Origin of the sequence: Microbacterium sp. LMI1x-1-1.1 (genome assembly GCF_040676205.1) — a bacterium.
In the GTDB taxonomy this organism is placed as follows: domain Bacteria; phylum Actinomycetota; class Actinomycetes; order Actinomycetales; family Microbacteriaceae; genus Microbacterium; species Microbacterium aquilitoris.
On sequence record NZ_JBEGHM010000001.1, the window covers coordinates 72,462 to 92,601 of the forward strand.

Annotated in this window: 31 protein-coding genes; 2 read left to right on the top strand and 29 right to left on the bottom strand. The window is 67.7% G+C overall.

Annotated features, from left to right (window positions below; all coding sequences use genetic code 11):
- Positions 1 to 202: 202 nt before the first annotated feature.
- On the top strand, positions 203 to 760 hold the full coding sequence (locus tag MRBLMI1x_RS00310) for a hypothetical protein (RefSeq protein WP_363454834.1): 558 nt from the start codon (positions 203 to 205) through the stop codon (positions 758 to 760).
- Positions 761 to 841: 81 nt separating this feature from the next.
- Here MRBLMI1x_RS00310 and truA read toward each other — a convergent pair whose 3' ends face one another.
- Genes truA through MRBLMI1x_RS00325 form a run of 3 tightly spaced genes read right to left on the bottom strand, consistent with a single transcriptional unit; the run spans position 842 to position 3,489 of the window.
- The gene (truA, locus tag MRBLMI1x_RS00315) at positions 842 to 1,684 is read right to left on the bottom strand and encodes a tRNA pseudouridine(38-40) synthase TruA (protein ID WP_363454837.1); all 843 of its coding nucleotides are present in this window, start codon (positions 1,682 to 1,684) and stop codon (positions 842 to 844) included.
- A 22-nt stretch (positions 1,685 to 1,706) separates the two neighbouring features.
- The gene (locus MRBLMI1x_RS00320; RefSeq protein WP_363454840.1) at positions 1,707 to 2,612 is read right to left on the bottom strand and encodes a PfkB family carbohydrate kinase; all 906 of its coding nucleotides are present in this window, start codon (positions 2,610 to 2,612) and stop codon (positions 1,707 to 1,709) included.
- Between the two features lie 34 nt (positions 2,613 to 2,646).
- A complete protein-coding gene (locus MRBLMI1x_RS00325; RefSeq protein WP_020098652.1) occupies positions 2,647 to 3,489 on the bottom strand; it encodes a universal stress protein in 843 nt (280 codons plus the stop codon).
- A 202-nt stretch (positions 3,490 to 3,691) separates the two neighbouring features.
- Here MRBLMI1x_RS00325 and MRBLMI1x_RS00330 point away from each other — a divergent pair, with 202 nt between their 5' ends.
- Entirely contained in the window at positions 3,692 to 5,635 is a 1,944-nt protein-coding gene (locus MRBLMI1x_RS00330) for an acyltransferase family protein (RefSeq protein WP_363454843.1), read from the top strand.
- 130 nt (positions 5,636 to 5,765) lie between these two features.
- On the opposite strand, the gene rplQ is transcribed toward MRBLMI1x_RS00330, so the two are convergent.
- The 26 genes from rplQ to rplB form a co-directional block, all read right to left on the bottom strand.
- The gene (rplQ, locus tag MRBLMI1x_RS00335; RefSeq protein ID WP_020098650.1) at positions 5,766 to 6,335 is read right to left on the bottom strand and encodes a 50S ribosomal protein L17; all 570 of its coding nucleotides are present in this window, start codon (positions 6,333 to 6,335) and stop codon (positions 5,766 to 5,768) included.
- Positions 6,336 to 6,392: 57 nt separating this feature from the next.
- Entirely contained in the window at positions 6,393 to 7,382 is a 990-nt protein-coding gene (locus MRBLMI1x_RS00340) for a DNA-directed RNA polymerase subunit alpha (RefSeq protein WP_018187328.1), read from the bottom strand.
- A 117-nt stretch (positions 7,383 to 7,499) separates the two neighbouring features.
- A complete protein-coding gene (gene rpsK, locus MRBLMI1x_RS00345) occupies positions 7,500 to 7,898 on the bottom strand; it encodes a 30S ribosomal protein S11 (protein WP_018171470.1) in 399 nt (132 codons plus the stop codon).
- A gap of 34 nt (positions 7,899 to 7,932) precedes the next feature.
- Positions 7,933 to 8,307: a 30S ribosomal protein S13 gene (rpsM, locus tag MRBLMI1x_RS00350; protein ID WP_018187329.1), complete on the bottom strand. Its 375-nt coding sequence runs from the start codon at positions 8,305 to 8,307 to the stop codon at positions 7,933 to 7,935.
- A gap of 146 nt (positions 8,308 to 8,453) precedes the next feature.
- Positions 8,454 to 8,570, bottom strand: a complete 117-nt coding sequence (rpmJ, locus tag MRBLMI1x_RS00355; protein WP_005050492.1) for a 50S ribosomal protein L36 — start codon at positions 8,568 to 8,570, stop codon at positions 8,454 to 8,456.
- A 63-nt stretch (positions 8,571 to 8,633) separates the two neighbouring features.
- Positions 8,634 to 8,855, bottom strand: a complete 222-nt coding sequence (infA, locus tag MRBLMI1x_RS00360) for a translation initiation factor IF-1 (RefSeq protein WP_017201569.1) — start codon at positions 8,853 to 8,855, stop codon at positions 8,634 to 8,636.
- Between the two features lie 149 nt (positions 8,856 to 9,004).
- Entirely contained in the window at positions 9,005 to 9,682 is a 678-nt protein-coding gene (locus MRBLMI1x_RS00365; protein WP_363454848.1) for a DsbA family protein, read from the bottom strand.
- A gap of 12 nt (positions 9,683 to 9,694) precedes the next feature.
- Entirely contained in the window at positions 9,695 to 10,528 is an 834-nt protein-coding gene (map, locus tag MRBLMI1x_RS00370) for a type I methionyl aminopeptidase (protein WP_363454851.1), read from the bottom strand.
- Positions 10,528 to 11,121: an adenylate kinase gene (locus MRBLMI1x_RS00375; protein ID WP_363454854.1), complete on the bottom strand. Its 594-nt coding sequence runs from the start codon at positions 11,119 to 11,121 to the stop codon at positions 10,528 to 10,530. Before MRBLMI1x_RS00375 ends, map begins: the two co-directional genes overlap by 1 nt.
- On the bottom strand, positions 11,118 to 12,443 hold the full coding sequence (gene secY / locus MRBLMI1x_RS00380; protein ID WP_020098646.1) for a preprotein translocase subunit SecY: 1,326 nt from the start codon (positions 12,441 to 12,443) through the stop codon (positions 11,118 to 11,120). The genes MRBLMI1x_RS00375 and secY overlap by 4 nt, the downstream gene beginning before the upstream one ends.
- Before the next feature lie 100 nt (positions 12,444 to 12,543).
- Positions 12,544 to 13,104 carry a 50S ribosomal protein L15 gene (gene rplO, locus MRBLMI1x_RS00385; protein WP_020098645.1) on the bottom strand — a complete coding sequence of 187 codons (561 nt, stop codon included), beginning with the start codon at positions 13,102 to 13,104 and terminating at the stop codon, positions 12,544 to 12,546.
- On the bottom strand, positions 13,104 to 13,289 hold the full coding sequence (gene rpmD, locus MRBLMI1x_RS00390; RefSeq protein ID WP_020098644.1) for a 50S ribosomal protein L30: 186 nt from the start codon (positions 13,287 to 13,289) through the stop codon (positions 13,104 to 13,106). Before rpmD ends, rplO begins: the two co-directional genes overlap by 1 nt.
- On the bottom strand, positions 13,289 to 13,975 hold the full coding sequence (gene rpsE, locus MRBLMI1x_RS00395; RefSeq protein WP_020098643.1) for a 30S ribosomal protein S5: 687 nt from the start codon (positions 13,973 to 13,975) through the stop codon (positions 13,289 to 13,291). Before rpsE ends, rpmD begins: the two co-directional genes overlap by 1 nt.
- A complete protein-coding gene (gene rplR, locus MRBLMI1x_RS00400; RefSeq protein WP_018187337.1) occupies positions 13,972 to 14,331 on the bottom strand; it encodes a 50S ribosomal protein L18 in 360 nt (119 codons plus the stop codon). Before rplR ends, rpsE begins: the two co-directional genes overlap by 4 nt.
- 2 nt (positions 14,332 to 14,333) lie before the next feature.
- A complete protein-coding gene (gene rplF / locus MRBLMI1x_RS00405; RefSeq protein ID WP_018187338.1) occupies positions 14,334 to 14,870 on the bottom strand; it encodes a 50S ribosomal protein L6 in 537 nt (178 codons plus the stop codon).
- Between the two features lie 6 nt (positions 14,871 to 14,876).
- Positions 14,877 to 15,275, bottom strand: a complete 399-nt coding sequence (rpsH, locus tag MRBLMI1x_RS00410) for a 30S ribosomal protein S8 (RefSeq protein WP_018187339.1) — start codon at positions 15,273 to 15,275, stop codon at positions 14,877 to 14,879.
- Positions 15,276 to 15,409: 134 nt separating this feature from the next.
- Entirely contained in the window at positions 15,410 to 16,000 is a 591-nt protein-coding gene (gene rplE, locus MRBLMI1x_RS00415) for a 50S ribosomal protein L5 (protein WP_018187340.1), read from the bottom strand.
- Positions 16,001 to 16,002: 2 nt separating this feature from the next.
- Positions 16,003 to 16,362: a 50S ribosomal protein L24 gene (rplX, locus tag MRBLMI1x_RS00420; RefSeq protein WP_018187341.1), complete on the bottom strand. Its 360-nt coding sequence runs from the start codon at positions 16,360 to 16,362 to the stop codon at positions 16,003 to 16,005.
- A 2-nt stretch (positions 16,363 to 16,364) separates the two neighbouring features.
- Positions 16,365 to 16,733, bottom strand: a complete 369-nt coding sequence (gene rplN, locus MRBLMI1x_RS00425) for a 50S ribosomal protein L14 (protein WP_018187342.1) — start codon at positions 16,731 to 16,733, stop codon at positions 16,365 to 16,367.
- 3 nt (positions 16,734 to 16,736) lie between these two features.
- Positions 16,737 to 17,066, bottom strand: a complete 330-nt coding sequence (gene rpsQ / locus MRBLMI1x_RS00430; protein WP_091356761.1) for a 30S ribosomal protein S17 — start codon at positions 17,064 to 17,066, stop codon at positions 16,737 to 16,739.
- Complete coding sequence (rpmC, locus tag MRBLMI1x_RS00435; RefSeq protein WP_018187344.1) at positions 17,066 to 17,380, bottom strand: 50S ribosomal protein L29; 315 nt, start codon at positions 17,378 to 17,380, stop codon at positions 17,066 to 17,068. Before rpmC ends, rpsQ begins: the two co-directional genes overlap by 1 nt.
- Complete coding sequence (gene rplP, locus MRBLMI1x_RS00440) at positions 17,380 to 17,799, bottom strand: 50S ribosomal protein L16 (RefSeq protein WP_018187345.1); 420 nt, start codon at positions 17,797 to 17,799, stop codon at positions 17,380 to 17,382. Before rplP ends, rpmC begins: the two co-directional genes overlap by 1 nt.
- Positions 17,799 to 18,554: a 30S ribosomal protein S3 gene (gene rpsC, locus MRBLMI1x_RS00445; protein WP_018187346.1), complete on the bottom strand. Its 756-nt coding sequence runs from the start codon at positions 18,552 to 18,554 to the stop codon at positions 17,799 to 17,801. Before rpsC ends, rplP begins: the two co-directional genes overlap by 1 nt.
- The gene (gene rplV / locus MRBLMI1x_RS00450; RefSeq protein ID WP_018187347.1) at positions 18,554 to 18,949 is read right to left on the bottom strand and encodes a 50S ribosomal protein L22; all 396 of its coding nucleotides are present in this window, start codon (positions 18,947 to 18,949) and stop codon (positions 18,554 to 18,556) included. Before rplV ends, rpsC begins: the two co-directional genes overlap by 1 nt.
- A 40-nt stretch (positions 18,950 to 18,989) precedes the next feature.
- The gene (gene rpsS, locus MRBLMI1x_RS00455; protein ID WP_018187348.1) at positions 18,990 to 19,271 is read right to left on the bottom strand and encodes a 30S ribosomal protein S19; all 282 of its coding nucleotides are present in this window, start codon (positions 19,269 to 19,271) and stop codon (positions 18,990 to 18,992) included.
- A gap of 12 nt (positions 19,272 to 19,283) precedes the next feature.
- Positions 19,284 to 20,123 carry a 50S ribosomal protein L2 gene (gene rplB, locus MRBLMI1x_RS00460; RefSeq protein WP_018187349.1) on the bottom strand — a complete coding sequence of 280 codons (840 nt, stop codon included), beginning with the start codon at positions 20,121 to 20,123 and terminating at the stop codon, positions 19,284 to 19,286.
- Between the last annotated feature and the right edge of the window lie 17 nt (positions 20,124 to 20,140).

A 20,140-nucleotide genomic window follows, 5' to 3' on the forward strand; every position in this document is an offset into this window, starting at 1 on the left:
GTCAGTCTATGCGCGCATCGGCGGATTCACCGCCGCGGGGGATGTGACGGAGTGAGGCACTGTTTACCAGACCGAAACCCGATTACCTTGCTGATTCTGAGTGGTTCCTGGATACTGGCTATGTCCAACCAACGAGGGGCGGTCGGTTGGATTTTTTCTTGCCGTCCGAGCCTCGAACTCTCGACGACCGAAAGCAGTCACCATGAAGAACAAGATCAGCAAGGCATCGGCGGCTCTCGCCATCGCCGTCGCGGCGGTCTTCGCGGCACCGGCCGTCGCGAGCGCCTACACTTCCGACCCCGTGGTCGTCTCCGCGCCCGGCGCCCTGGTTCCGGGCACTCCTGGCACGGTGTCGTTCACGGACTTCGCCGCCAACGAGGATGTGACGTTCACCCTCCGGGGCGAGAACGCCTCCGGCGGCTCGCTCGCCTTCGTCGCCTTCGTCGTGGACTCGACGTCCGTCACGAAGGCGGCCGATGCGGAAGGCAACGCCTCGGTCGAGGTCACCCTCCCCTCCAACGCAAGCGGCTCCTACGAACTGACCGGAACCGGTCAGGAGAGTGGAACCGTTGCGTCGACGACCATCTCCGTCGCGGCGACCGGTAGCGGTGCAGGTGGCGAAGGCGGTGGCGGTGTCCTCCAGAACACCGGCTTCGACGGTGACGCTCTCCTCGGCCTCTGGGTCGGCGGCGGCGTGCTCGTCCTCGCCGGCGCGAGCATCGCGGTCGCCACGTCGGTGCGCCGCGCTCGTCGGGCATAAGGCTCTCGCGAACCAACGCAAAAGGAACTCCCCCCGGGTCACGGCCCGAGGGGAGTTCCTTTTTTGCCCGAGAGGCGACGATCACGCGTCAGGCGATCCGAGCTCTCGACGCGCCCGCGTCTGCTCGGCCCGCGCAGCGAGCAGATCGTGCGACGGATACCCGACCTCCGTCAGGGTCAGCCCGCGCGCGGCGAGCACCTTGACCTCGTTCGTGCGCTCGAGTTCGTCGCGGATCTCCGCGACCCGGCCGATCTCGATCCGCCCCTCACCGACGGCGACGCACGCCCCCACGAGCGCCCGCACCATGCTGTGGCAGAACGCGTCGGCTTTCACCGAGGCGATCAGGATGCCCGACGCGTCACGGTGCCACCCGTACTCGAGGAGCGTCCGGATCGTCGTAGCCTCCTCGCGCGGCTTGCAGTAGGCGGCGAAGTCGTGGAGTCCGCGGAGGCTGCGGGCGGCGGCATCCATCGCGTCGACGTCGAGCTCGGCCGCGACCCACGTCGTGCGGCCCCGCTCGAGCGGATCGTAGCCCGTGACGCGGTCGGCGACGCGGTAGGCGTATCGGCGCCAGACGGCGGAGAACCGCGCGTCGAACCCCGCGGGCGCGACGTCGACGCGATGGACCGCGACGTCGGGGTACGGCCCCAGCACGCCGTTGATGCGGCCCGCGAGGGCGGCCGGCTCGGGACGCCGTCCCGACAGCAGCCGTCGCTCCTGCCCGTCGGTGAGGTCGAGATGGGCGACCTGCGCCGACGCGTGCACCCCGGCATCCGTTCGTCCTGCGACGACCAGGCGGGGATCGCCGCCGAGGATGCGCGCGATCGCCGCCTCGAGGGTGCCCTGCACGGTGCGGAGGTTCGGCTGGCGCGCCCAACCCCGGAAGTCGGTGCCGTCGTAGGCGAGATCGATCCGCAGGCGCACGCTGCCAGCCTATCCGCGGCCATCAAAGCGCCGCGTCGACCTCGGCCCGCGTGGGCGGGTTCGCGCCCTCGCGGGACACCGTGATGCCCGCCGTGAGGGCGGCGCGGCGGAGCGCCAGGTCGAGTGCTGCGGGGTCTCCGGCCAGCAGGTCCGGGTCGTCGACGAGGCTCGTGATGAGGCTCGCCATGAACGCGTCCCCGGCCCCGATCGTGTCGGCCACCTCGACCGCCATCGGAGGGACCTCCGACGGCCCCGACGGACCGAGGGCGAGGGCCCCCTCCCCGCCGCGGGTCATCACGACGACGCCCGGGCCGAGAGCCGCGATCGTCTGCAGCACCCGGTCGGCGGGCATGCCGGGGTAGAGCGCCTCGGCATCCTCGTCGCTGAGCTTCACGAGGCTCGCGGCCGCGAACGCGCGCTCGGCGATCGGCCGCGGGTCGTCGCCCACGAGCGCGGGGCGGACGTTCGGGTCGACCGTCACGATCCTGCCGTCACGTCGCGCGGTCTCAAGGGTCGCGAGCGCGACCTCTCCCCCGGGCTGGAGGAACAGCGCGATCGACCCCGCATGGACGACGGATGCCGCCTCTGCCGCCGCCTCAGCCGCCTCGGCATCGAGGGCCCAGACGATGTCGAACTCGTACTCCGCCGACCCGTCGGGGCGCAGCCGCGCCTTCGCGGTGGAGGTCGGGGCATCCGTCCATGACGCCTCTTCGATCGCCGCGCCCGACGCCGTCACCTGCGCGGCGATGCGGCGGCCGCGGTCGTCGCGCCCGAGGCGCGTCAGGAGGCTCGCGGCCACGCCCTGTCGCGCGATGCCGACGGCGACGTTGGCGGGGCTGCCGCCGACGAACTCGACGTCGCCGCCGTCGCGCTCGACGATGTCGATCAGGGCCTCGCCGATGACGAGGACGGAGGTCGCGTGGGTCATGCCCTCACTTTCGCACGTCCCCCGCCGCCGCGCGTCACCGGACGACGGCGGTCACCGTCGGAAGGTGCGAGAGCAGCTCCTGACTGATCGAACCGAGCAGGAAGCGAGCGAGCGCGCCCCGACCGTGAGTGCCGACGACGACCATGCGCGCATCCGCCGCGATACCGGCGAGCACGTGCGAGGGGTGTCCCCGCTCCACCCGGCGGATGATGCGCAGGTCCGGGTAGCGCGCCGAGAGCCCGGCGAGCGACAACGCCAGGATCTCCTCGGTCGTGGACTGCATGTTCGCGAGGTAGAGGTCGGGGTAGACCTCCATCGCGTTCCGCGGTGTGTGCACCGGTGTCCAGACGCTGACCGTGATGAGGGGTTCGCCGAGACGGTCGGCCTCGGATGCCGCGAACTCGATCGCGTGCTCCGAGACGTCCGACCCGTCGACGCCGACCACCACGCCCATCCCCTCGCCGAGGTCCCGGTCGGGGATCACGACGACGGGGCACGCCGCGCCGGCTGCGATCCGGATGCCGTGGACCCCGCGCGCCGGGCCGGTGCCGGGGCCGCGGTAGTCGCTGCCGATCACGAGCATCGCCGCTCCCGACGACGCCTCGACGAGCTTCGTGACGGGGTTTCCCGACTCCACCCGCGTGGACACCGGGACACCGGCATCCGTCACGCGCCGCGCCTCCGCATCGAGCAGCTGCTGCGTCGCGGTCTGCGCCGCCCCGAGGACCTCTGCCTCGCCGATGGCGCCGATGGCTCCGCCGACGACCGCGAGGAGCTCGATGGACTGCCGTCGTCGCGCCGCCCGTTCGATCGCCCAGTCCACTGCCCGACGCGACACCGCCGCGCCCGTGACTCCGACGATGATGTTCCCCGCCATGATGGCCGTCCCTTCCTGGGAACGAGGCGCCAGCCGGATCGCGGTGACGTCTGCGGCGCTCGTCCGTGTCTCGGTGCTGCCAACCTATCCGCGAAGGCGCCGCGCCGGAAGAGACTCTCGGTCCTCAGCATGGCTCTTTAGACTGGATGCCGCCCTTCGCCGTCCGGCCCGTGATCGCCCTCCCCCGATGTCTGCCCTCGACATGAACCGAACCCCTTCCGCGCGCCTGTCAGGACTCGACGGACTCCGCGCCGTCGCCGTCCTGCTCGTCGTCGTCTACCACCTCTTCCCCGCGCTTCCGGCGGGGTTCCTCGGCGTCGACGTCTTCTTCGTGATCTCCGGATTCCTCATCACCACCCTCCTCGTCCGCGAGCACGAGGAGCACGGCCGGCTCCGCCTGTGGGACTTCTGGCGCCGCCGGGCTCGGCGCCTGCTCCCCGCGATCGGGGTCATGGTCCTCGTCTGCGCCTCCCTCGCCTGGATGGTGGGCGGCGACGTCCTCGTCGGGCTCGGCGCGCAGCTCGCGGGTGCGGCGACCTTCGCCTACAACTGGGTCGCGGTGGCTGCCGGGTCCTCCTACTTCGGCGGCGGATTCGATGCCTCCACCCCAGAACTGCTCCGGAACCTCTGGTCCCTCGCTGTGGAGGAGCAGTTCTACCTGCTCTGGCCGCTCGTCCTGCCGTTCGTCCTGCTGCTGCGGCGGGGCCGGGTCGCGATCGCGATCGCTCTGGCCGCGGCATCCGCTCTGGCAGCCGTCGCCCTCGCGAGCGGCGACGCCACGCGCGTCTACTACGGCACCGACACGCATGCCTTCGGGCTGCTCCTCGGCGTGGCCCTCGCGTTCCTGCGCCCCTCCGAGCGCTCTCGCGGCGTCCCCGGCGTCGTGGGCGGGGCGGCAGTCGTCGGCGTCGTCGGGCTCGCCTTCGTGACGCCCGGAAGGGGCGTGGAGACGTTCCCCGGGCTTCTCGTCGCGGCATCCGTTCTGACGGCAGTGGCCATCGCGGCCGCGGTGCGTCCCGCCTCGACGCTGGGGCGACTGCTCGACACCCCGCCCCTGCGCTGGGTCGGGGAGCGCTCGTTCGGGATCTATCTGTGGCACTGGCCGCTCGTCGTCCTCCTCACCGTCGCCACGACCCGCACCTCCCCCGACGTCGCGGTGCCGGTCGAGGTCGCACTCCTGACCCTCGCCCTGATGGTGCTCGCGGCCGAGGTGTCGTACCGCTTCGTCGAGCAACCCGTCCGGCGCCTCGGCCTCCGCGCCGCGCTGCGGTCGCTGGCCCGGGCGTTCCGCGGCGGACCGATCCGGCGCCTCGCCGCGACCACCGCGGTCGCTGCGGGCCTGCTCGTGGTGGCGGGGACCACCGCCGCCGTCGCCGACGCTCCACCCATGGCCTCGAGCGAGGCGGTCGTGCAGGACGGTCAGGCGGCGCTCGACGCGGACTCCGCAGATTCGCAGCACGCGACCCTCCCCGGCGCCGCGATCCAGACCGACGATCCGATGCTCCGCCCCGAATGCCCCTCGGCGCACCTCGCCGACGACGACGGATTCTGCGTCGCCCCCGACGGCCGCCCCGCTCCCCCGGCGCCCGCCCGTGTCGCCGGAACCCGCGTCACCGCCGTCGGCGACTCCGTCATGCTCGCCTCCGCCAGAGGACTGCTCGACCGGATGCCGGGTGTCGCCATCGACGCCAAGGTCTCACGGTCGATGAGCGCCGGCGTCGCCATCGTCGACCGTCTCGCCGCCCGTGGCGAGTTGCGCGACTTCGTCGTCGTGGGACTCGGCACCAACGGGCCGGTCGACCCCGATGACCTGGCGCGGCTGAAGAAGGATGTCGGCGCCGACCGCACGCTCGTCCTCGTCACGGCGCATGCGCCGCGGGACTGGATCCCCGGCGTCAACGACGAGCTGCGGGACTTCGCCGCCCGGACGCCGGGCGTCGCCGTCGCCGACTGGTCGGGCGCGATCAGCGGCCACGAAGACCTGCTGGCGGGCGACGGCATCCACCCCGGCGCCACCGGAGGTGCGCGCTACGCTGCCGCGGTCGCCTCCACCATCGACGGTGTCGAGAACGGCCGCGCACAACTGCAGTACCGGCTCGAGCTCGCCCAGTGGGCCGTCGGGGACACCTTCCACCGCGCGCGCTGACCGCACCCGCGCTGACGGCGCAGCCCCGGCATCCGCTCGCCCTGTCATGACACGTGCACGGCGCAGGGTACGAGAAAGGGCCCGCCCCGAAACGGGGGCGGGCCCTCGGATTCCCTCCGAAGAGGGAGCCTTACTTGGCCTCGTCGGCCTTCTCGTCCTCAGACGCGACGGCGTCCTCGGCGGTGGCTTCGGCAGCAGCGCCCTCCTCGGGCGACTCGGCACCGGCAGCGGCGTCCTCAGCGGGCGTCTCGACCTCGGTCTCCTCGACCGCGGGCTCCTCGGCAGCAGCCGGAGCGGCAGCGGCCGGAGCAGCCTTCTTGGTGGACTTCGCCTTCGGGGTGACGGGCTCGAGGACGAGCTCGATCACGGCCATGGGGGCGTTGTCACCCTTGCGGTTGCCGACCTTCGTGATACGGGTGTAGCCACCCTCACGCTCGGCCACCAGCGGGGCGATCTCGGCGAACAGCTCGTGCACGACGCTCTTGTCGCCGATGACCGCGAGGACGCGGCGGCGGGCGTGCAGGTCGCCGCGCTTGGCGAACGTCACGAGACGCTCGGCGAACGGACGCAGGCGCTTGGCCTTGGTCTCGGTCGTCGTGATCGACTTGTGCGTGAACAGCGAAGCGGCGAGGTTCGCCAGCATCAGACGCTCGTGTGCGGGGCCGCCTCCGAGGCGGGCACCCTTCGTGGGCTTGGGCATGTCAATTACTCCTGGGAATGAAAGTCAGTCAAAAGGACCCGGCGAACCGAGATCCGATCAGACGGTCTCGTCGTCGTAGCCGCCGTAGAAGTGCGAGCCGTCGAACCCGGGGACCGAGTCCTTCAGCGACAGACCGAGCGAGACAAGCTTGTCCTTGACCTCGTCGACCGACTTCTGACCGAAGTTGCGGATGTTCATGAGCTGCGTCTCCGAGAGGGCGACGAGCTCGGACACCGTGTTGATGCCTTCGCGCTTGAGGCAGTTGTACGACCGGACCGACAGGTCGAGGTCCTCGATCGGCATCGAGAGCTCGTTGGTCAGGACCTCGGCGACCGGCGCGGGGCCGATCTCGATGCCCTCGGCCTCGACGTTCAGCTCGCGGGCGAGACCGAACAGCTCGACCAGCGTGCGACCGGCCGATGCGACGGCGTCGCGGGGGCTGATCGACGACTTGGTCTCGACGTCCAGGACGAGCTTGTCGAAGTCAGTGCGCTCACCGGCACGGGTGGCGTCGACGCGGTAGCTGACCTTGAGGACGGGCGAGTAGATCGAGTCGATCGGGATCTGACCAGCCTCGGCGTACTCGTTGCGGTTCTGCGTGGCCGAGACGTAGCCGCGGCCACGCTCGATCGTCAGCTCGAGCTCGAACTTCGCCGAGTCGTTGAGCGTCGCGATGACCAGGTCGGGGTTGTGGACCTCGACACCCGCCGGAGCGGAGATGTCTGCGGCCGTGACCTCGCCGGCACCCGTCTTGCGCAGGTACGCCGTGATGGGCTCGTCGCGCTCGCTCGACACCACGAGCTGCTTGATGTTCAGGATGATCTCGGTGACATCTTCCTTCACACCGGGGACCGTGCTGAACTCGTGCAGCACGCCGTCGATGCGGATGCTGGTGACCGCGGCACCGGGGATCGACGACAGGAGGCTGCGACGCAGCGCGTTGCCGATCGTGTAGCCGAAGCCGGGCTCCAGGGGCTCGATGACGAATCGGCTACGGAAGTCGCCGACCTTCTCCTCGGTCAGAGTGGGACGCTGTGCAATGAGCACTATGTGTTCCTTTCAATCACGTGACCGCTATATGACACGTGCAATTGGTGAAGTGTTGAGTTGTGTCCGGGATGCCGGGGCGCGACTCGCGTCGCCACCCCCGGCATCCGTCGAGGATCAGACGCGGCGGCGCTTCGGGGGACGGCAGCCGTTGTGAGCCTGGGGCGTGACGTCCTGGATCGAACCGACCTCGAGGCCGGCAGCGGTCAGCGAACGGATCGCGGTCTCGCGGCCCGAGCCGGGACCCTTGACGAAGACGTCGACCTTCTTGACGCCGTGCTCCTGCGCCTGACGCGCAGCGGACTCGGCGGCCATGCCGGCGGCGTACGGGGTCGACTTGCGCGAGCCCTTGAAGCCGACGCCACCCGAGGAGGCCCAGCTGATGACCGCACCCGAGGGGTCGGTGATCGAGACGATCGTGTTGTTGAACGTCGACTTGATGTGGGCCTGGCCCAACGCGATGTTCTTCTTCTCCTTGCGGCGCGGCTTGCGCGCTGCGGACTTGGCCTGTGCCATGTGAGTGTTCTCCTAAACCTGTGGCGGCGGCGCTTTAGCGCGCCTTCTTCTTGCCGGCGACGGTGCGCTTGGGACCCTTGCGGGTACGCGCGTTGGTCTTCGTGCGCTGGCCGCGCACAGGCAGGCCGCGACGGTGGCGGATGCCCTCGTACGAGCCGATCTCGACCTTGCGGCGGATGTCAGCGGCGACCTCACGGCGGAGGTCACCTTCCACCTTGTAGGTGCCTTCGATGTGGTCGCGGAGAGCGACCAGCTGCTCGTCACTGAGGTCCTTGACGCGGATCGACTCGTCGATACCGGTCGAGGTGAGGATCTCGACGGAGCGGGTACGGCCGATGCCGTAGATGTAGGTGAGGGCGATCACCACGCGCTTGTCGCGCGGGATGTCAACGCCGGCAAGACGTGCCATGCGATGTCTCCTAGGAGTCGGTGGAGGTGTGGAGCAGGATCGGTGCCCGGGCCTCCGACCCGAGGTGTCCCCCGCTGAGCGGGTTCTGATCCTGCCGAGATGTATTCAGTTGGGAGCCTGCGGGCCGCGCGAGGCGCGGCATCCCATCAGCCCTGGCGCTGCTTGTGACGCGGGTTCGACTTGCAGATGACCATGACGCGGCCGTGGCGGCGGATGACCTTGCAGTGGTCGCAGATGGGCTTGACGGAGGGGTTGACCTTCATGATGTTCCTGATTCGCTGTCTTCGCCGACGCTCTGACGAGCGCGGCGTTACTTCTCGACCGGTCTAGCGGTAGCGGTAGACGATGCGGCCGCGGGTCAGGTCGTAGGGCGACAGCTCCACGACCACGCGGTCTTCGGGGATGATGCGGATGTAGTTCTGCCGCATCTTGCCGGAGATCGTGGCCAGGACCTTGTGACCGTTGCTGAGCTCGACGCGGAACATCGCGTTCGGCAAAGCCTCGGAGATCACGCCCTCGATCTCGATGACACCGTCTTTCTTGGCCATACGCTCGCTTACAGTTGGCAGACCGGTCGGTCTGCGGTGAGTGGGGATTGTGGTGACACGCCGAAACAGGCGCAACGCACCAAAGATTTAGTGTACGTGATATCGGACCACCCCGCCACTCGGGCGCGTCACGCGCCGGGGGCTACCGGTCAGCGCGACGTGAGGTTGGCGACGATGTCCTTCTGAGCGTCGTAGGTGACCGGCACGATCTGGTCGTTGACCAGAAGCGTCGGCGTGCCGGTGGCGCCTTCGGGGAGCTCCTGCGACTGCGCGAAGCTCTTGTACTCGTGGTCCTTGATCGCCTTCTCGAGCTTCGCGGTCATCTTCACGCCGGAGTCCTTTGCCAGCGAGATCAGCTCGTCGTCGGTCAGGCCCGGCGTCTGCTCCTTGGGCTGGTTGTCGTACAGGGCCCGGAAGAACGCGTACGCGTTGGCCGGGTCGGCCTCGGCGACGGCGTACATGGCGGATGCCGCACGGCTCGAGTACTCGGTGCCCTGCGAGAGACGGTCGAGGATCGTGACGGGGTGGACCTCGAGGGTGATGCTGCCGTCGTCGACCAGGCCCGAGATGGTCTTGCCCTCTGCCTCTTCGAACTGACCGCAGTAAGGGCACATGAAGTCGACGTACGTCGACACCTTGTCGGGCCCCTTGCCGAAGGTGATCGCACCGGTCTCCCGGTTGATGCCGCTGGCCGCGGGCACCGGACCCGGGTCGGTCGCGCGGGAGTTCAACACGGCGACGACGGCGACGAGGCCCACGAGGACGACCACCACCCCCACGCTGATCCAGATCGCGAACCAGTTGGTCTTGCGCGTGGCGGTGGCCATGAGCGTGTCCTCTCAGGAGATGGGGGTCGGGGTGACACCGAAAGCGGCGAGACCCGCGGCACCGCCGTCGGGTGCGGTCAGCACCCAGATGCCTCCATCGTGCACCGCGACGCTATGTTCCCAATGGGAGCCGTCCTCACCGTCGACGGTGCTGACGGTCCAGTCGTCGTCCTCGACCAGGGTCGCCTCGTCTCCGCCGACGATCATCGGCTCGATGGCGACGCACAGACCGGGCCGCACCTCGGGCCCGAGGTCTTCGACGCGGTAGTTGAAGACCGTCGGCCCCTCGTGCATCTTGCGGCCGATCCCGTGCCCGACGTAGTCGCGAAGGATGCCGTAGCCCTCCCCCGACGACTCGACGTAGGTCTGCACGGCGTCGCCGATCTCACCGACGCGTGACGCCGAGGCCAACGCGGCGATGCCGGCCCACAGCGACCCCTCGGTCACATCGGACAGTCGCTGCCGACGCGCGACGAGCTCAGGCCGCTCCGGATCCGGGACGACGATCGTGATGGCCGAGTCGCCGTTCCACCCCTCGAACTGCGCACCGCAGTCGATCGAGACGATGTCGCCCGGCTGCAGGACACGGTCGCCGGGGATGCCGTGGACGACCTCCTGGTTGACCGAGATGCAGGTCGTGTGGCGGTAGCCGCGGACGAGCTGGAAATTCGACTCCGCACCGCGATCGACGATCGTCGCCTCCGCGATCCCGTCGAGCTCGGCCGTCGTGACACCGGCTCGGACCGCCGGACGCACCGCATCCAGCGCAGCCGCCGTGATGAGGCCGGGGGCGACCATCGCGCGCAGCTGCGCGGGAGTCTTGTAGATGGAGCGGCGGAACACCATCAGGCGGTGATGCCGCGCGCTGCGAGGGCCGCCGCGATGCGCTCGGTGATCTCGTCGAGCGAGCCCACACCGTCGATCTCGTCGACGATGCCGCGCTCGCGGTAGACGTCGAGGATGGGTGTCGTCTCGGACTCGTAGATCGAGAGCCGCTTGGCGATCGACTCCTCGTTGTCGTCGGACCGGCCCTGCTCGGCCGCGCGACGCGAGAGCCGTGCGATCGACTCGTCGCGGGGAACCGAGAGCTCGATGACGGCGGTGAGCGGCTCACCTCGCCCGTCGAGGAACGCATCCAGGTCACCGACCTGGCCGAGGTTCCGCGGGTACCCATCGAGGAGGAAGCCCTCTGCGGCATCCTCCTGCTCCAGCCGATCGCGGACGATCTCGCTCGTCAGGTCATCCGGAACCAGGTCGCCGGCGTCGATCAGCGCTTTGACCTTCAGTCCGAGCTCGGTGCCGTCCTTGACGTTCGCGCGGAAGACGTCTCCGGTGGAGACGGTCGGGATGCCGAGCAGATCGGCGATCCGGGCCCCCTGCGTCCCCTTGCCCGAACCTTGCGGGCCGATGATCAGGAGGCGGGCGGGGGTCTGCGTCATCGGAGGAGTCCTTCGTAGTGGCGCTGCTGGAGCTGGGCGTCGATCTGCTTCACGGTCTCGAGACCGACGCCGACGATGATCAGGATCGAGGCGCCGCCGAACGGGAAGTTCTGGTTGGCGCCGACCGTGGCGAGGGCGAGAAGGGGAAGCAGGGCGATGAGGCCCAGGTAGATGGAACCCGGCAGGGTGATGCGGGTCAGGACGTAGTCGAGGTACTCGGCCGTGGGACGACCCGCACGGATGCCGGGGATGAACCCGCCGTACTTCTTCATGTTGTCGGCGACCTCGACGGGGTTGAACGTGATCGCGACGTAGAAGTAGGTGAACCCGATGATGAGGAGGAAGTACACCGCCATGTACAGCGGGTGGTCACCGTTGACGAAGTTCGCCTGGATCCAGGACACCCAACCGGGGACGCTGCCGTCCGCCGCCGGGTTGGCGTTGAACTGCGCGATCAGCGCCGGGATGTACAGCAGCGAGGAGGCGAAGATGACGGGCACGACGCCGGCCATGTTCACCTTGATCGGGATGTAGGTGTTGCTGCCGCCGAGCGTCCGGCGACCGACCATGCGCTTCGCGTACTGCACCGGGATGCGTCGCTGCGACTGCTCGACGAAGACGACGAGCGCGACGGTGGCGATGCCGACAGCCAGGACGAGGAGGAAGATCTCGAAGCTGCGCGCGACGGCGATGCTCCACAGCGCGGACGGGAACGTCGCCGCGATCGAGGTGAAGATGAGGAGGGACATGCCGTTGCCGATGCCGCGCTCGGTGACGAGCTCGGCCATCCACATGATGAGGCCGGTGCCTGCAGTCAGGGTGGCGATCATGAGGAGCTGTGCCCACCAGGCCTCATCGGTGAGGAGCTGCTGGCACTCGGCGACCCCGGAGATGCCGAAGAGCTGGCCCGAACGGGCCACGGTGACGAGAGTGGTCGACTGAAGCAGCGCCAGCGCGATCGTCAGGTACCGGGTGTACTGGGTCAGCTTGGCCTGACCGGCCTGGCCTTCCTTGTACAGCGTCTCGAAGTGAGGGATGACGACGCGCAGGAGCTGAACGATGATCGTCGCCGTGATGTACGGCATGACACCGAGGGCGAAGATCGACAGCTGCAGCAGGGCGCCGCCGGAGAAGAGGTTGACCAGCGACAGGAGGCCCTGCGTGGAGCCCGACTGGTCGAGACAGGTCTTCACGTTCGGGAAGTCGACGAACGGAGCCGGGATGTGCGCGCCGAATCGGTAGATGGCGATGATGCCGAGCGTGAAACCGATCTTCCGACGCAGATCCGGGGTGCGGAAGACCCGCGCGATGGCGCTGAACAAGGGGATTTCCTCCAGTGGGATGCCGGGCCCGCCCAGACGGGCCGCACTCCAACATACGGCAACAGGGGCCGGAGGTTACCCTCCGGCCCCTGGCACGTGATTACTTGATCGAACCGCCAGCGGCGACGATCTTCTGCTCGGCCGATCCCGAGACCTTGTCGACGGAGACCGTCAGCGCAACCGAGATGTCGCCGGTGCCGAGCACCTTGACCTTCTCGTTCTTGCGGACGGCGCCCTTGGCGACCAGATCCGTGATGGTGACGTCGCCACCATTCGGGTACAGCTCCGCGAGCTTGTCGAGGTTGACCACCTGGTACTCGACGCGGAACGGGTTCTTGAACCCGCGCAGCTTCGGCGTACGCATGTGGAGGGGCATCTGCCCACCCTCGAAGCCCACCTTGACCTGGTAACGAGCCTTCGTACCCTTGGTACCGCGGCCCGACGTCTTACCCTTGGAGCCCTCACCGCGACCGACACGGGTCTTCGCGACGTTGGATCCGGGGACCGGACGCAGGTGGTGGACCTTCAGCACGCCGGGGCGTGCCGCATCCTTCTTCGGGGCAGCCTTGTCGGCAGCGGGCTTGGCCGCAGCCTTCCGGGTTGCCGGCTTCTTGGCTTTGGGCTCGACGGTCTCGACCGTCTCGTCCTTCTTCTCAGCCATCAGTCGATCTCCTCAACCTTCACGAGGTGCGCGACGGTCTTGATGTAACCGCGCGTCTGCGCGTCATCGGGACGAACGACGGAGTCGTTGATCCGCTTAAGACCGAGCGAACGCAGCGTGTCACGCTGGTTCTGCTTTTCGCTCACCTTGGACTTGACCTGGGTCACCTTCAGACGAGCAGCCATCATGCACCCACCTTTGCAGCCTTGGCGGCGTCAGCCTCGGCACGAACAAGACGCGCGGGCGCGACCTGGTCGAAGTCGAGACCACGACGAGCGGCGACGGCGCGCGGCTCTTCGAGCTGCTTCAGCGCCGCAACGGTCGCGTGCACGATGTTGATCGTGTTCGACGAACCGAGCGACTTCGACAGCACGTCGTGGATGCCGGCGCACTCGAGGACGGCGCGGACCGGACCACCGGCGATAACACCGGTACCGGCAGCAGCCGGACGGAGCAGCACGACACCGGCAGCAGCCTCACCCTGGACGGGGTGGGGGATGCTGGAGCCGACGCGCGGCACCCGGAAGAAGTTGCGCTTGGCCTCTTCGACACCCTTGGAGATGGCGAGGGGGACTTCGCGCGCCTTACCGTAGCCGACACCGACGAGACCGTTGCCGTCGCCCACGACGACGAGTGCGGTGAAGCTGAAGCGACGACCACCCTTGACGACCTTGGACACACGGTTGATCGTGACGACGCGCTCGAGGAACTGGTTGTCGCCCCGGTCGCGCGAGTTGCGGTCGCGGGTCTGGCTGCGCTCGCGGCCACCGCGGCGCGGCTCGCGCTCACGCTCGGCGGGAGCCTCGGCCGTAGCCGCAGCCGCAGCGGGCTGCTCGGTCGCGGTCACTTCGTTCTCCTTGTTCTCGGTCACAGCTTCAGACCTCCTTCGCGAGCGCCATCGGCGATCGCAGCGACGCGGCCCGCATAGCGGTTGCCGCCGCGGTCGAACACGACCGTCTCGATGCCGGCAGCCTTGGCACGCTCAGCAACGAGTTCGCCGACCTTGCGGGCCTTGGCGGTCTTGTCACCGTCGAACGTGCGCAGGTCCGACTCGAGGGTCGAGGCGGAGGCCAGCGTGGTGCCCTTGCTGTCGTCGACGAGCTGAACGAAGACGTGGCGGGCGGAGCGGGTCACGACGAGGCGCGGACGCACCTCGGAGCCCACGATCTTCTTGCGAAGACGGAGGTGACGACGCGAACGTGCGTCGGACTTCGACTTAAGAGCCATGGTTACTTACCACTCTTTCCGGCCTTGCGGCGAACGACCTCGCCCGCGTACCGCACACCCTTGCCCTTGTACGGCTCGGGCTTGCGGATCTTGCGGATGTTGGCAGCTGCCTCGCCGACGGCCTGCTTCGAGATACCGGCGACGGTCACCTTGTTGTTGCCCTCGACGGTGAGCGTGATGCCCGCGGGAGCCTCGACCAGAACGGGGTGCGAGAAGCCGAGAGCGAACTCGACCGCCGTGCCCTTCTGAGCGACGCGGTAACCCGTGCCGACGACCTCGAGGCCCTTGGTGTAGCCCTGGGTCACGCCGATGATGTTGTTGTTGATGAGGGTACGGGTCAGCCCGTGGAGAGCACGGGACTCGCGCTCGTCATCGGGGCGGGAGACCAGAACCTGGTTCTCCTCGACCTTGACCTCGATGGGCTGTGCAACGGTGAGGCTGAGCTCACCCTTGGGGCCCTTGACGGCGACGTCCTGGCCGGAGACCGAAACGGTCACGCCGGCGGGGATGTCGATGGGAAGACGTCCAATACGCGACATGTCAGATCACCACACGTAGGCGAGGACTTCCCCGCCGACGCCCTTCTGCTCGGCCTGGCGGTCCGTGAGGAGGCCAGAGGAGGTGGACAGGATCGCGACACCGAGGCCACCGAGGACCTTGGGAAGCTCGTTCGACTTCGCGTAGACGCGGAGGCCGGGCTTCGAGACGCGCTTGATTCCGGCGATCGACCGCTCGCGGTTCGGGCCGTACTTGAGGGTGAGGGTGAGGGTCTGGCCGACACGAGCGTCGGAGACCTCCCAGCCGGAGATGTAGCCCTCCTGCTGGAGGATCTCGGCGATGTGCGTCTTGAGCTTCGAGCTCGGCAGCGCGACGGAGTCGTGGTGCGCGGAGTTCGCGTTGCGCAGACGGGTCAGCATGTCTGCGACCGGGTCTGTCATCGTCATGAGTATGTTCCTTTAGTCATGAGGTTTCGACTGCCGTTACACGACAGCCGACCTTCTATGAATGAGCAATATTCAGTTGTGCAGTCGTTCGGCCCCGGAGCACGCCCCGAGGCCGAACGATCGATCTTATCGGATCACGCCTGAGCGTCGGCCGACTTGAACGGGAAGCCGAGGTGCTTCAGCAGCGCCCGACCCTCGTCATCCGTCTTGGCCGTCGTCACGATCGTGATGTCGAAACCGCGGACGCGGTCGATCTTGTCCTGGTTGATCTCGTGGAACACGGACTGCTCCTGGAGACCGAAGGTGTAGTTGCCGTTGCCGTCGAACTGGGCAGCCGAGAGTCCACGGAAGTCGCGGATGCGGGGCAGCGCCAGGTTGACGAGGCGGTCGACGAACTCCCACGCGCGGTCACCGCGAAGGGTGACGTGGGCACCGATGGCCTGACCCTCACGCAGCTTGAACTGCGCGATGGACTTGCGGGCCTTGGTGACGACCGGCTTCTGGCCGGTGATCTTGGTGAGGTCGTCGACCGCACCATCGATCACCTTGCTGTCGCGCGCAGCCTCACCGACACCGGTGTTGACGACGACCTTGACGAGACCGGGGATCTGCATGACGTTCGCGTAACCGAACTCCTCCTGCAGAGCCTTCTTGATCTCGCTCTGGTACTTCTGCTTCAGGCGGGGCTGGATCTTGCCAGCCGCCGCGGCAGTTGCGTTGCTCATGTTCAGAGGTCCTTGCCGCTCTTCTTGGCGTAACGGACGCGGACGGTGCGCTTGACGCCGTCCTTGGTCCGCTCCTCGACGCGGTGACCGACTCGGGTCGGCTTCTTGGTCGACGGGTCGACCAGCGCCACGTTGGAGATGTGGATCGGGGCTTCCATCGTCTCGATGCCGCCCGTCTTGGTGCCGCGCTGCGACTGACCGACACGGGAGTGCTTCGTGACGTAGTTCACGCCCTGCACGACGACGCGGTTCTGCTCGACGAGGACCTCGAGGACCTCGCCCTGCTTGCCGCGGTCGCCGCCCTTGTCCTGCTTGCGGCCGCTGATGACCTGAACCAGGTCACCCTTCTTGATGTGCGCCATGATCAGATGACCTCCGGTGCCAGCGAGACGATCTTCATGAACTTCTTGTCGCGAAGCTCACGACCGACCGGGCCGAAGATGCGGGTGCCGCGGGGCTCCCCGTCGTTCTTCAGGATGACGGCGGCGTTCTCGTCGAACTTGATGTATGAACCGTCGGGCCGACGGGTCGACTTGACGGTGCGGACGACGACAGCCTTGACCACGTCGCCCTTCTTGACGTTGCCGCCCGGGATCGCGTCCTTGACGGTCGCCACGATGACATCGCCCACGCCGGCGTAGCGGCGGTTGGAACCACCGAGAACGCGGATCGTGAGGATTTCCTTGGCGCCGGTGTTGTCAGCGACCTTGAGGCGGGACTCGTTCTGGATCATGGGTTACTTCGCCTTCTCGAGAATCTCGACCAGGCGCCAGCGCTTCGTGGCGCTGAGCGGACGGGTCTCGTTGATGAGGACGAGGTCACCGATGCCCGCGGAGTTCTGCTCGTCGTGAGCCTTCACCTTGGACGTGCGGCGGATGACCTTGCCGTAGAGGGGGTGCTTCACGCGGTCCTCGACCTCGACGACGATCGTCTTGTCCATCTTGTCGCTGACGACGTAGCCACGGCGGGACTTGCGGTACCCACGGGCGTTGACGTCGCGGACGTCGTGCTCGGACGACTCGTGACCAGCGGCCACGGTCGCCTCGGCGGCATCCTTCTTAGCCATCACTCGGCCTCTTCCTTCGCGGCCTCAGCGGACTCGTCCGCCTTCTTGGCCTTGCTCTTCTTCGCCTTGGTGGCCGTCTCGACCGGGGCGGGGGTGGCACGGATGCCGAGCTCCCGCTCGCGGATGACGGTGTAGAGCCGCGCGATGTCGCGCTTGACCGCACGGATGCGGCCGTGGCTCTCGAGCTGGCCGGTGGCCGACTGGAAGCGCAGGTTGAACAGCTCTTCCTTGGCCTTGCGCAGCTCCTCCACGAGGCGCTGGTCTTCGAATGTGTCCAGCTCGCTCGGGGCGAGCGTCTTGGTGCCGACAGCCATTACGCGTCGCCCTCCTCGCGCTTGATGATGCGTGCCTTGAGCGGCAGCTTGTGGATAGCACGGGTCAGGGCCTCACGAGCGAGTTCCTCGTTGACGCCCGCGACCTCGAAGAGGACGCGACCCGGCTTGACGTTGGCGACCCACCACTCGGGCGAACCCTTACCGGAACCCATGCGGGTTTCGGCCGGCTTCTTCGTGAGCGGACGGTCGGGGTAGATGTTGATCCACACCTTTCCACCACGCTTGATGTGACGCGTCATGGCGATACGAGCGGACTCGATCTGACGGTTCGTCACGTAAGCGGGGGTCAGCGCCTGGATGCCGTACTCACCGAAGCTGACCGTGGTGCCGCCGGTGGCGGCGCCGTCGCGCTTCGGGTGGTGCTGCTTGCGGTACTTGACCTTGCGGGGAATAAGCATCAGGCTGACGCTCCTTCTGCGACGGGGGCCTCGTTGCGCGGGCCACGGCGGCGGTCGCCGCCACGGTCATCACGACGGGACTTCGGTGCGTTGGCCTGCTCGCGAGCGAGCTCCTTGTTGGTGAGGTCGCCCTTGTAGATCCAGACCTTCACGCCGATGCGGCCGAAAGTGGTCTTGGCCTCGTAGAAGCCGTAGTCGATGTTCGCGCGGAGCGTGTGCAGGGGCACACGGCCTTCGCGGTAGAACTCCGACCGGCTCATCTCAGCGCCGCCGAGACGGCCGGAGACCTGGATGCGGACACCCTTGGCACCGGCACGCTGCGCGCCCTGCAGACCCTTGCGCATCGCGCGGCGGAACGCCACACGAGCGGAGAGCTGCTCGGCGATGCCCTGGGCGACCAGCTGAGCGTCGGCCTCGGGGTTCTTGACCTCGAGGATGTTCAGCTGGATCTGCTTGCCCGTGAGCTTCTCGAGGTCGGCGCGGATGCGCTCGGCCTCGGCGCCGCGGCGGCCGATCACGATGCCCGGACGGGCGGTGTGGATGTCGACGCGGACGCGGTCACGCGTGCGCTCGATCTCGATGTTGCTCACGCCGGCACGGTCGAGCGACGTCGTCAGGAGACGACGGATCTTGACGTCCTCGGCCACGTAGTCGGCGTAACGCTGCCCGGGCTTGGTGGAGTCCGAGAACCAGCGCGACACGTGGTCGGTGGTGATGCCGAGGCGGAAGCCGTACGGGTTGACCTTCTGTCCCATTACTTGCTCGCCTTCTTGGTGTCAGCCGCAGCGGTGTCAGCGACCTCGGGGGTCGAGAGCACCACCGTGATGTGGCTGGTGCGCTTCTTGATCTGGAACGCGCGACCCTGGGCGCGGGGCTGGAAACGCTTCAGCGTCGTGCCCTCGTCCACGTAGGCGTTCTTCACGTACAGATCCTGATCGTCCAGGAACTCGTTGTCCTTGTCGGCCTTCACACGAGCATTCGCGACCGCGGCGGCCACGAGCTTGTAGATGGGCTCGCTGGCACCCTGGGGAGCGAACTTCAGGATGGCGAGAGCCTCCTGAGCCTGCTTGCCCTTGATGAGCGCGACGACACGACGAGCCTTCTGAGGGGTCACGCGGATGTGCTTCACGCGTGCGATGGATTCCACCATTACTACTCCTCCTCTTCCTCTCTCTGAGAGCGCCACCGCCTTAGCGGCGACGACCCTTCTTGTCGTCCTTCTCGTGGCCGCGGAAGGTGCGGGTGGGCGCGAACTCGCCCAGCTTGTGACCGACCATGGTCTCGGACACGAACACGGGGATGTGCTTGCGTCCGTCGTGCACGGCGATGGTGTGTCCCAGCATGGCGGGGATGATCATCGAACGGCGCGACCAGGTCTTGATGACGTTCTTGGTACCGGCTTCGTTCTGCGAGACGACCTTGCGAAGCAGGTGCTCGTCGACGAAGGGGCCCTTCTTAAGGCTGCGAGGCATCTTCCTCTACTCCTACTTCCGCTTCTTGCCGGCGTTGCGACGGCGAACGATCAACTTGTCGCTTTCCTTGTTGGGGTGCCGGGTACGACCCTCGGCCTGGCCCCAAGGAGTGACGGGGTGACGTCCACCGGAGGTCTTACCCTCACCACCACCGTGCGGGTGGTCGACCGGGTTCATGGCGACACCACGCACGGTCGGGCGGATGCCCTTCCAGCGGTTACGGCCGGCCTTACCCCAGTTGATGTTGGACTGCTCGGCGTTGCCGACCTCACCGATGGTGGCGCGGCAACGTGCGTCGACGTTGCGGATCTCACCCGAGGGCAGACGAAGCTGCGCGTAGGGGCCGTCCTTCGCCACGAGGCGGACGGACGCACCAGCCGAGCGCGCCATCTTCGCGCCGCCGCCGGGGCGGAGCTCGATCGCGTGGATCACGGTACCGGTGGGGATGTTGCGCAGCGGCAGGTTGTTGCCGGGCTTGATGTCGGCGCCAGCACCCGACTCGACGATGTCACCCTGCGACAGCTTGTTCGGGGCGAGGATGTAACGCTTCTCACCGTCGAAGTAGTGCAGCAGCGCGATGCGTGCGGTGCGGTTGGGGTCGTACTCGATGTGAGCGACCTTGGCGTTGACGCCGTCCTTGTCGTTACGACGGAAGTCGATGACGCGGTACTGGCGCTTGTGGCCACCACCGATGTGACGGGTCGTGATGCGGCCCTGGTTGTTGCGACCACCGGTCTTCGCCAGCGGGCGAAGGAGCGACTTCTCGGGCGTCGATCGCGTGATCTCAGCGAAGTCGGCGACCGACGAACCGCGACGACCGGGGGTCGTGGGCTTGTACTTGCGAATAGCCATGTCTCTAGTCCTCTATC

Bases quoted from the DNA above. Each gene is read 5' to 3' on its own strand.
- rplP (WP_018187345.1), bottom strand. From the start codon at position 17,799: ATGCTTATTCCCCGCAAGGTCAAGTACCGCAAGCAGCACCACCCGAAG.
- rpsQ (WP_091356761.1), bottom strand. From the start codon at position 17,066: ATGGCTAAGAAGGATGCCGCCGAGGCGACCGTGGCCGCTGGTCACGAG.
- rpmJ (WP_005050492.1), bottom strand. From the start codon at position 8,570: ATGAAGGTCAACCCCTCCGTCAAGCCCATCTGCGACCACTGCAAGGTC.
- rplR (WP_018187337.1), bottom strand. From the start codon at position 14,331: ATGGCTCTTAAGTCGAAGTCCGACGCACGTTCGCGTCGTCACCTCCGT.
- MRBLMI1x_RS00375 (WP_363454854.1), bottom strand. From the start codon at position 11,121: ATGACGCAGACCCCCGCCCGCCTCCTGATCATCGGCCCGCAAGGTTCG.
- MRBLMI1x_RS00330 (WP_363454843.1), top strand. From the start codon at position 3,692: ATGAACCGAACCCCTTCCGCGCGCCTGTCAGGACTCGACGGACTCCGC.
- rplF (WP_018187338.1), bottom strand. From the start codon at position 14,870: ATGTCGCGTATTGGACGTCTTCCCATCGACATCCCCGCCGGCGTGACC.
- rpmC (WP_018187344.1), bottom strand. From the start codon at position 17,380: ATGGCTGTCGGCACCAAGACGCTCGCCCCGAGCGAGCTGGACACATTC.
- rpmD (WP_020098644.1), bottom strand. From the start codon at position 13,289: ATGGCTGCTCGTCTGAAGGTGACCCAGGTCAAGTCCAAGGTGAGCGAA.
- rpsH (WP_018187339.1), bottom strand. From the start codon at position 15,275: ATGACGATGACAGACCCGGTCGCAGACATGCTGACCCGTCTGCGCAAC.
- rplB (WP_018187349.1), bottom strand. From the start codon at position 20,123: ATGGCTATTCGCAAGTACAAGCCCACGACCCCCGGTCGTCGCGGTTCG.
- rpsS (WP_018187348.1), bottom strand. From the start codon at position 19,271: ATGCCTCGCAGCCTTAAGAAGGGCCCCTTCGTCGACGAGCACCTGCTT.
- rplV (WP_018187347.1), bottom strand. From the start codon at position 18,949: ATGGTGGAATCCATCGCACGCGTGAAGCACATCCGCGTGACCCCTCAG.
- rplE (WP_018187340.1), bottom strand. From the start codon at position 16,000: ATGAGCAACGCAACTGCCGCGGCGGCTGGCAAGATCCAGCCCCGCCTG.
- rplQ (WP_020098650.1), bottom strand. From the start codon at position 6,335: ATGCCCAAGCCCACGAAGGGTGCCCGCCTCGGAGGCGGCCCCGCACAC.
- MRBLMI1x_RS00310 (WP_363454834.1), top strand. From the start codon at position 203: ATGAAGAACAAGATCAGCAAGGCATCGGCGGCTCTCGCCATCGCCGTC.
- rpsC (WP_018187346.1), bottom strand. From the start codon at position 18,554: ATGGGACAGAAGGTCAACCCGTACGGCTTCCGCCTCGGCATCACCACC.
- MRBLMI1x_RS00325 (WP_020098652.1), bottom strand. From the start codon at position 3,489: ATGGCGGGGAACATCATCGTCGGAGTCACGGGCGCGGCGGTGTCGCGT.
- rplO (WP_020098645.1), bottom strand. From the start codon at position 13,104: ATGGCTGAGAAGAAGGACGAGACGGTCGAGACCGTCGAGCCCAAAGCC.
- map (WP_363454851.1), bottom strand. From the start codon at position 10,528: ATGGTGTTCCGCCGCTCCATCTACAAGACTCCCGCGCAGCTGCGCGCG.
- infA (WP_017201569.1), bottom strand. From the start codon at position 8,855: ATGGCCAAGAAAGACGGTGTCATCGAGATCGAGGGCGTGATCTCCGAG.
- MRBLMI1x_RS00365 (WP_363454848.1), bottom strand. From the start codon at position 9,682: ATGGCCACCGCCACGCGCAAGACCAACTGGTTCGCGATCTGGATCAGC.
- rplX (WP_018187341.1), bottom strand. From the start codon at position 16,362: ATGGCGCACATCAAGAAGGGTGACCTGGTTCAGGTCATCAGCGGCCGC.
- rpsK (WP_018171470.1), bottom strand. From the start codon at position 7,898: ATGGCACAGGCCAAGTCCGCAGCGCGCAAGCCGCGCCGCAAGGAGAAG.
- rplN (WP_018187342.1), bottom strand. From the start codon at position 16,733: ATGATCCAGAACGAGTCCCGCCTCAAGGTCGCTGACAACACCGGCGCC.
- MRBLMI1x_RS00320 (WP_363454840.1), bottom strand. From the start codon at position 2,612: ATGACCCACGCGACCTCCGTCCTCGTCATCGGCGAGGCCCTGATCGAC.
- rpsM (WP_018187329.1), bottom strand. From the start codon at position 8,307: ATGGCACGTCTTGCCGGCGTTGACATCCCGCGCGACAAGCGCGTGGTG.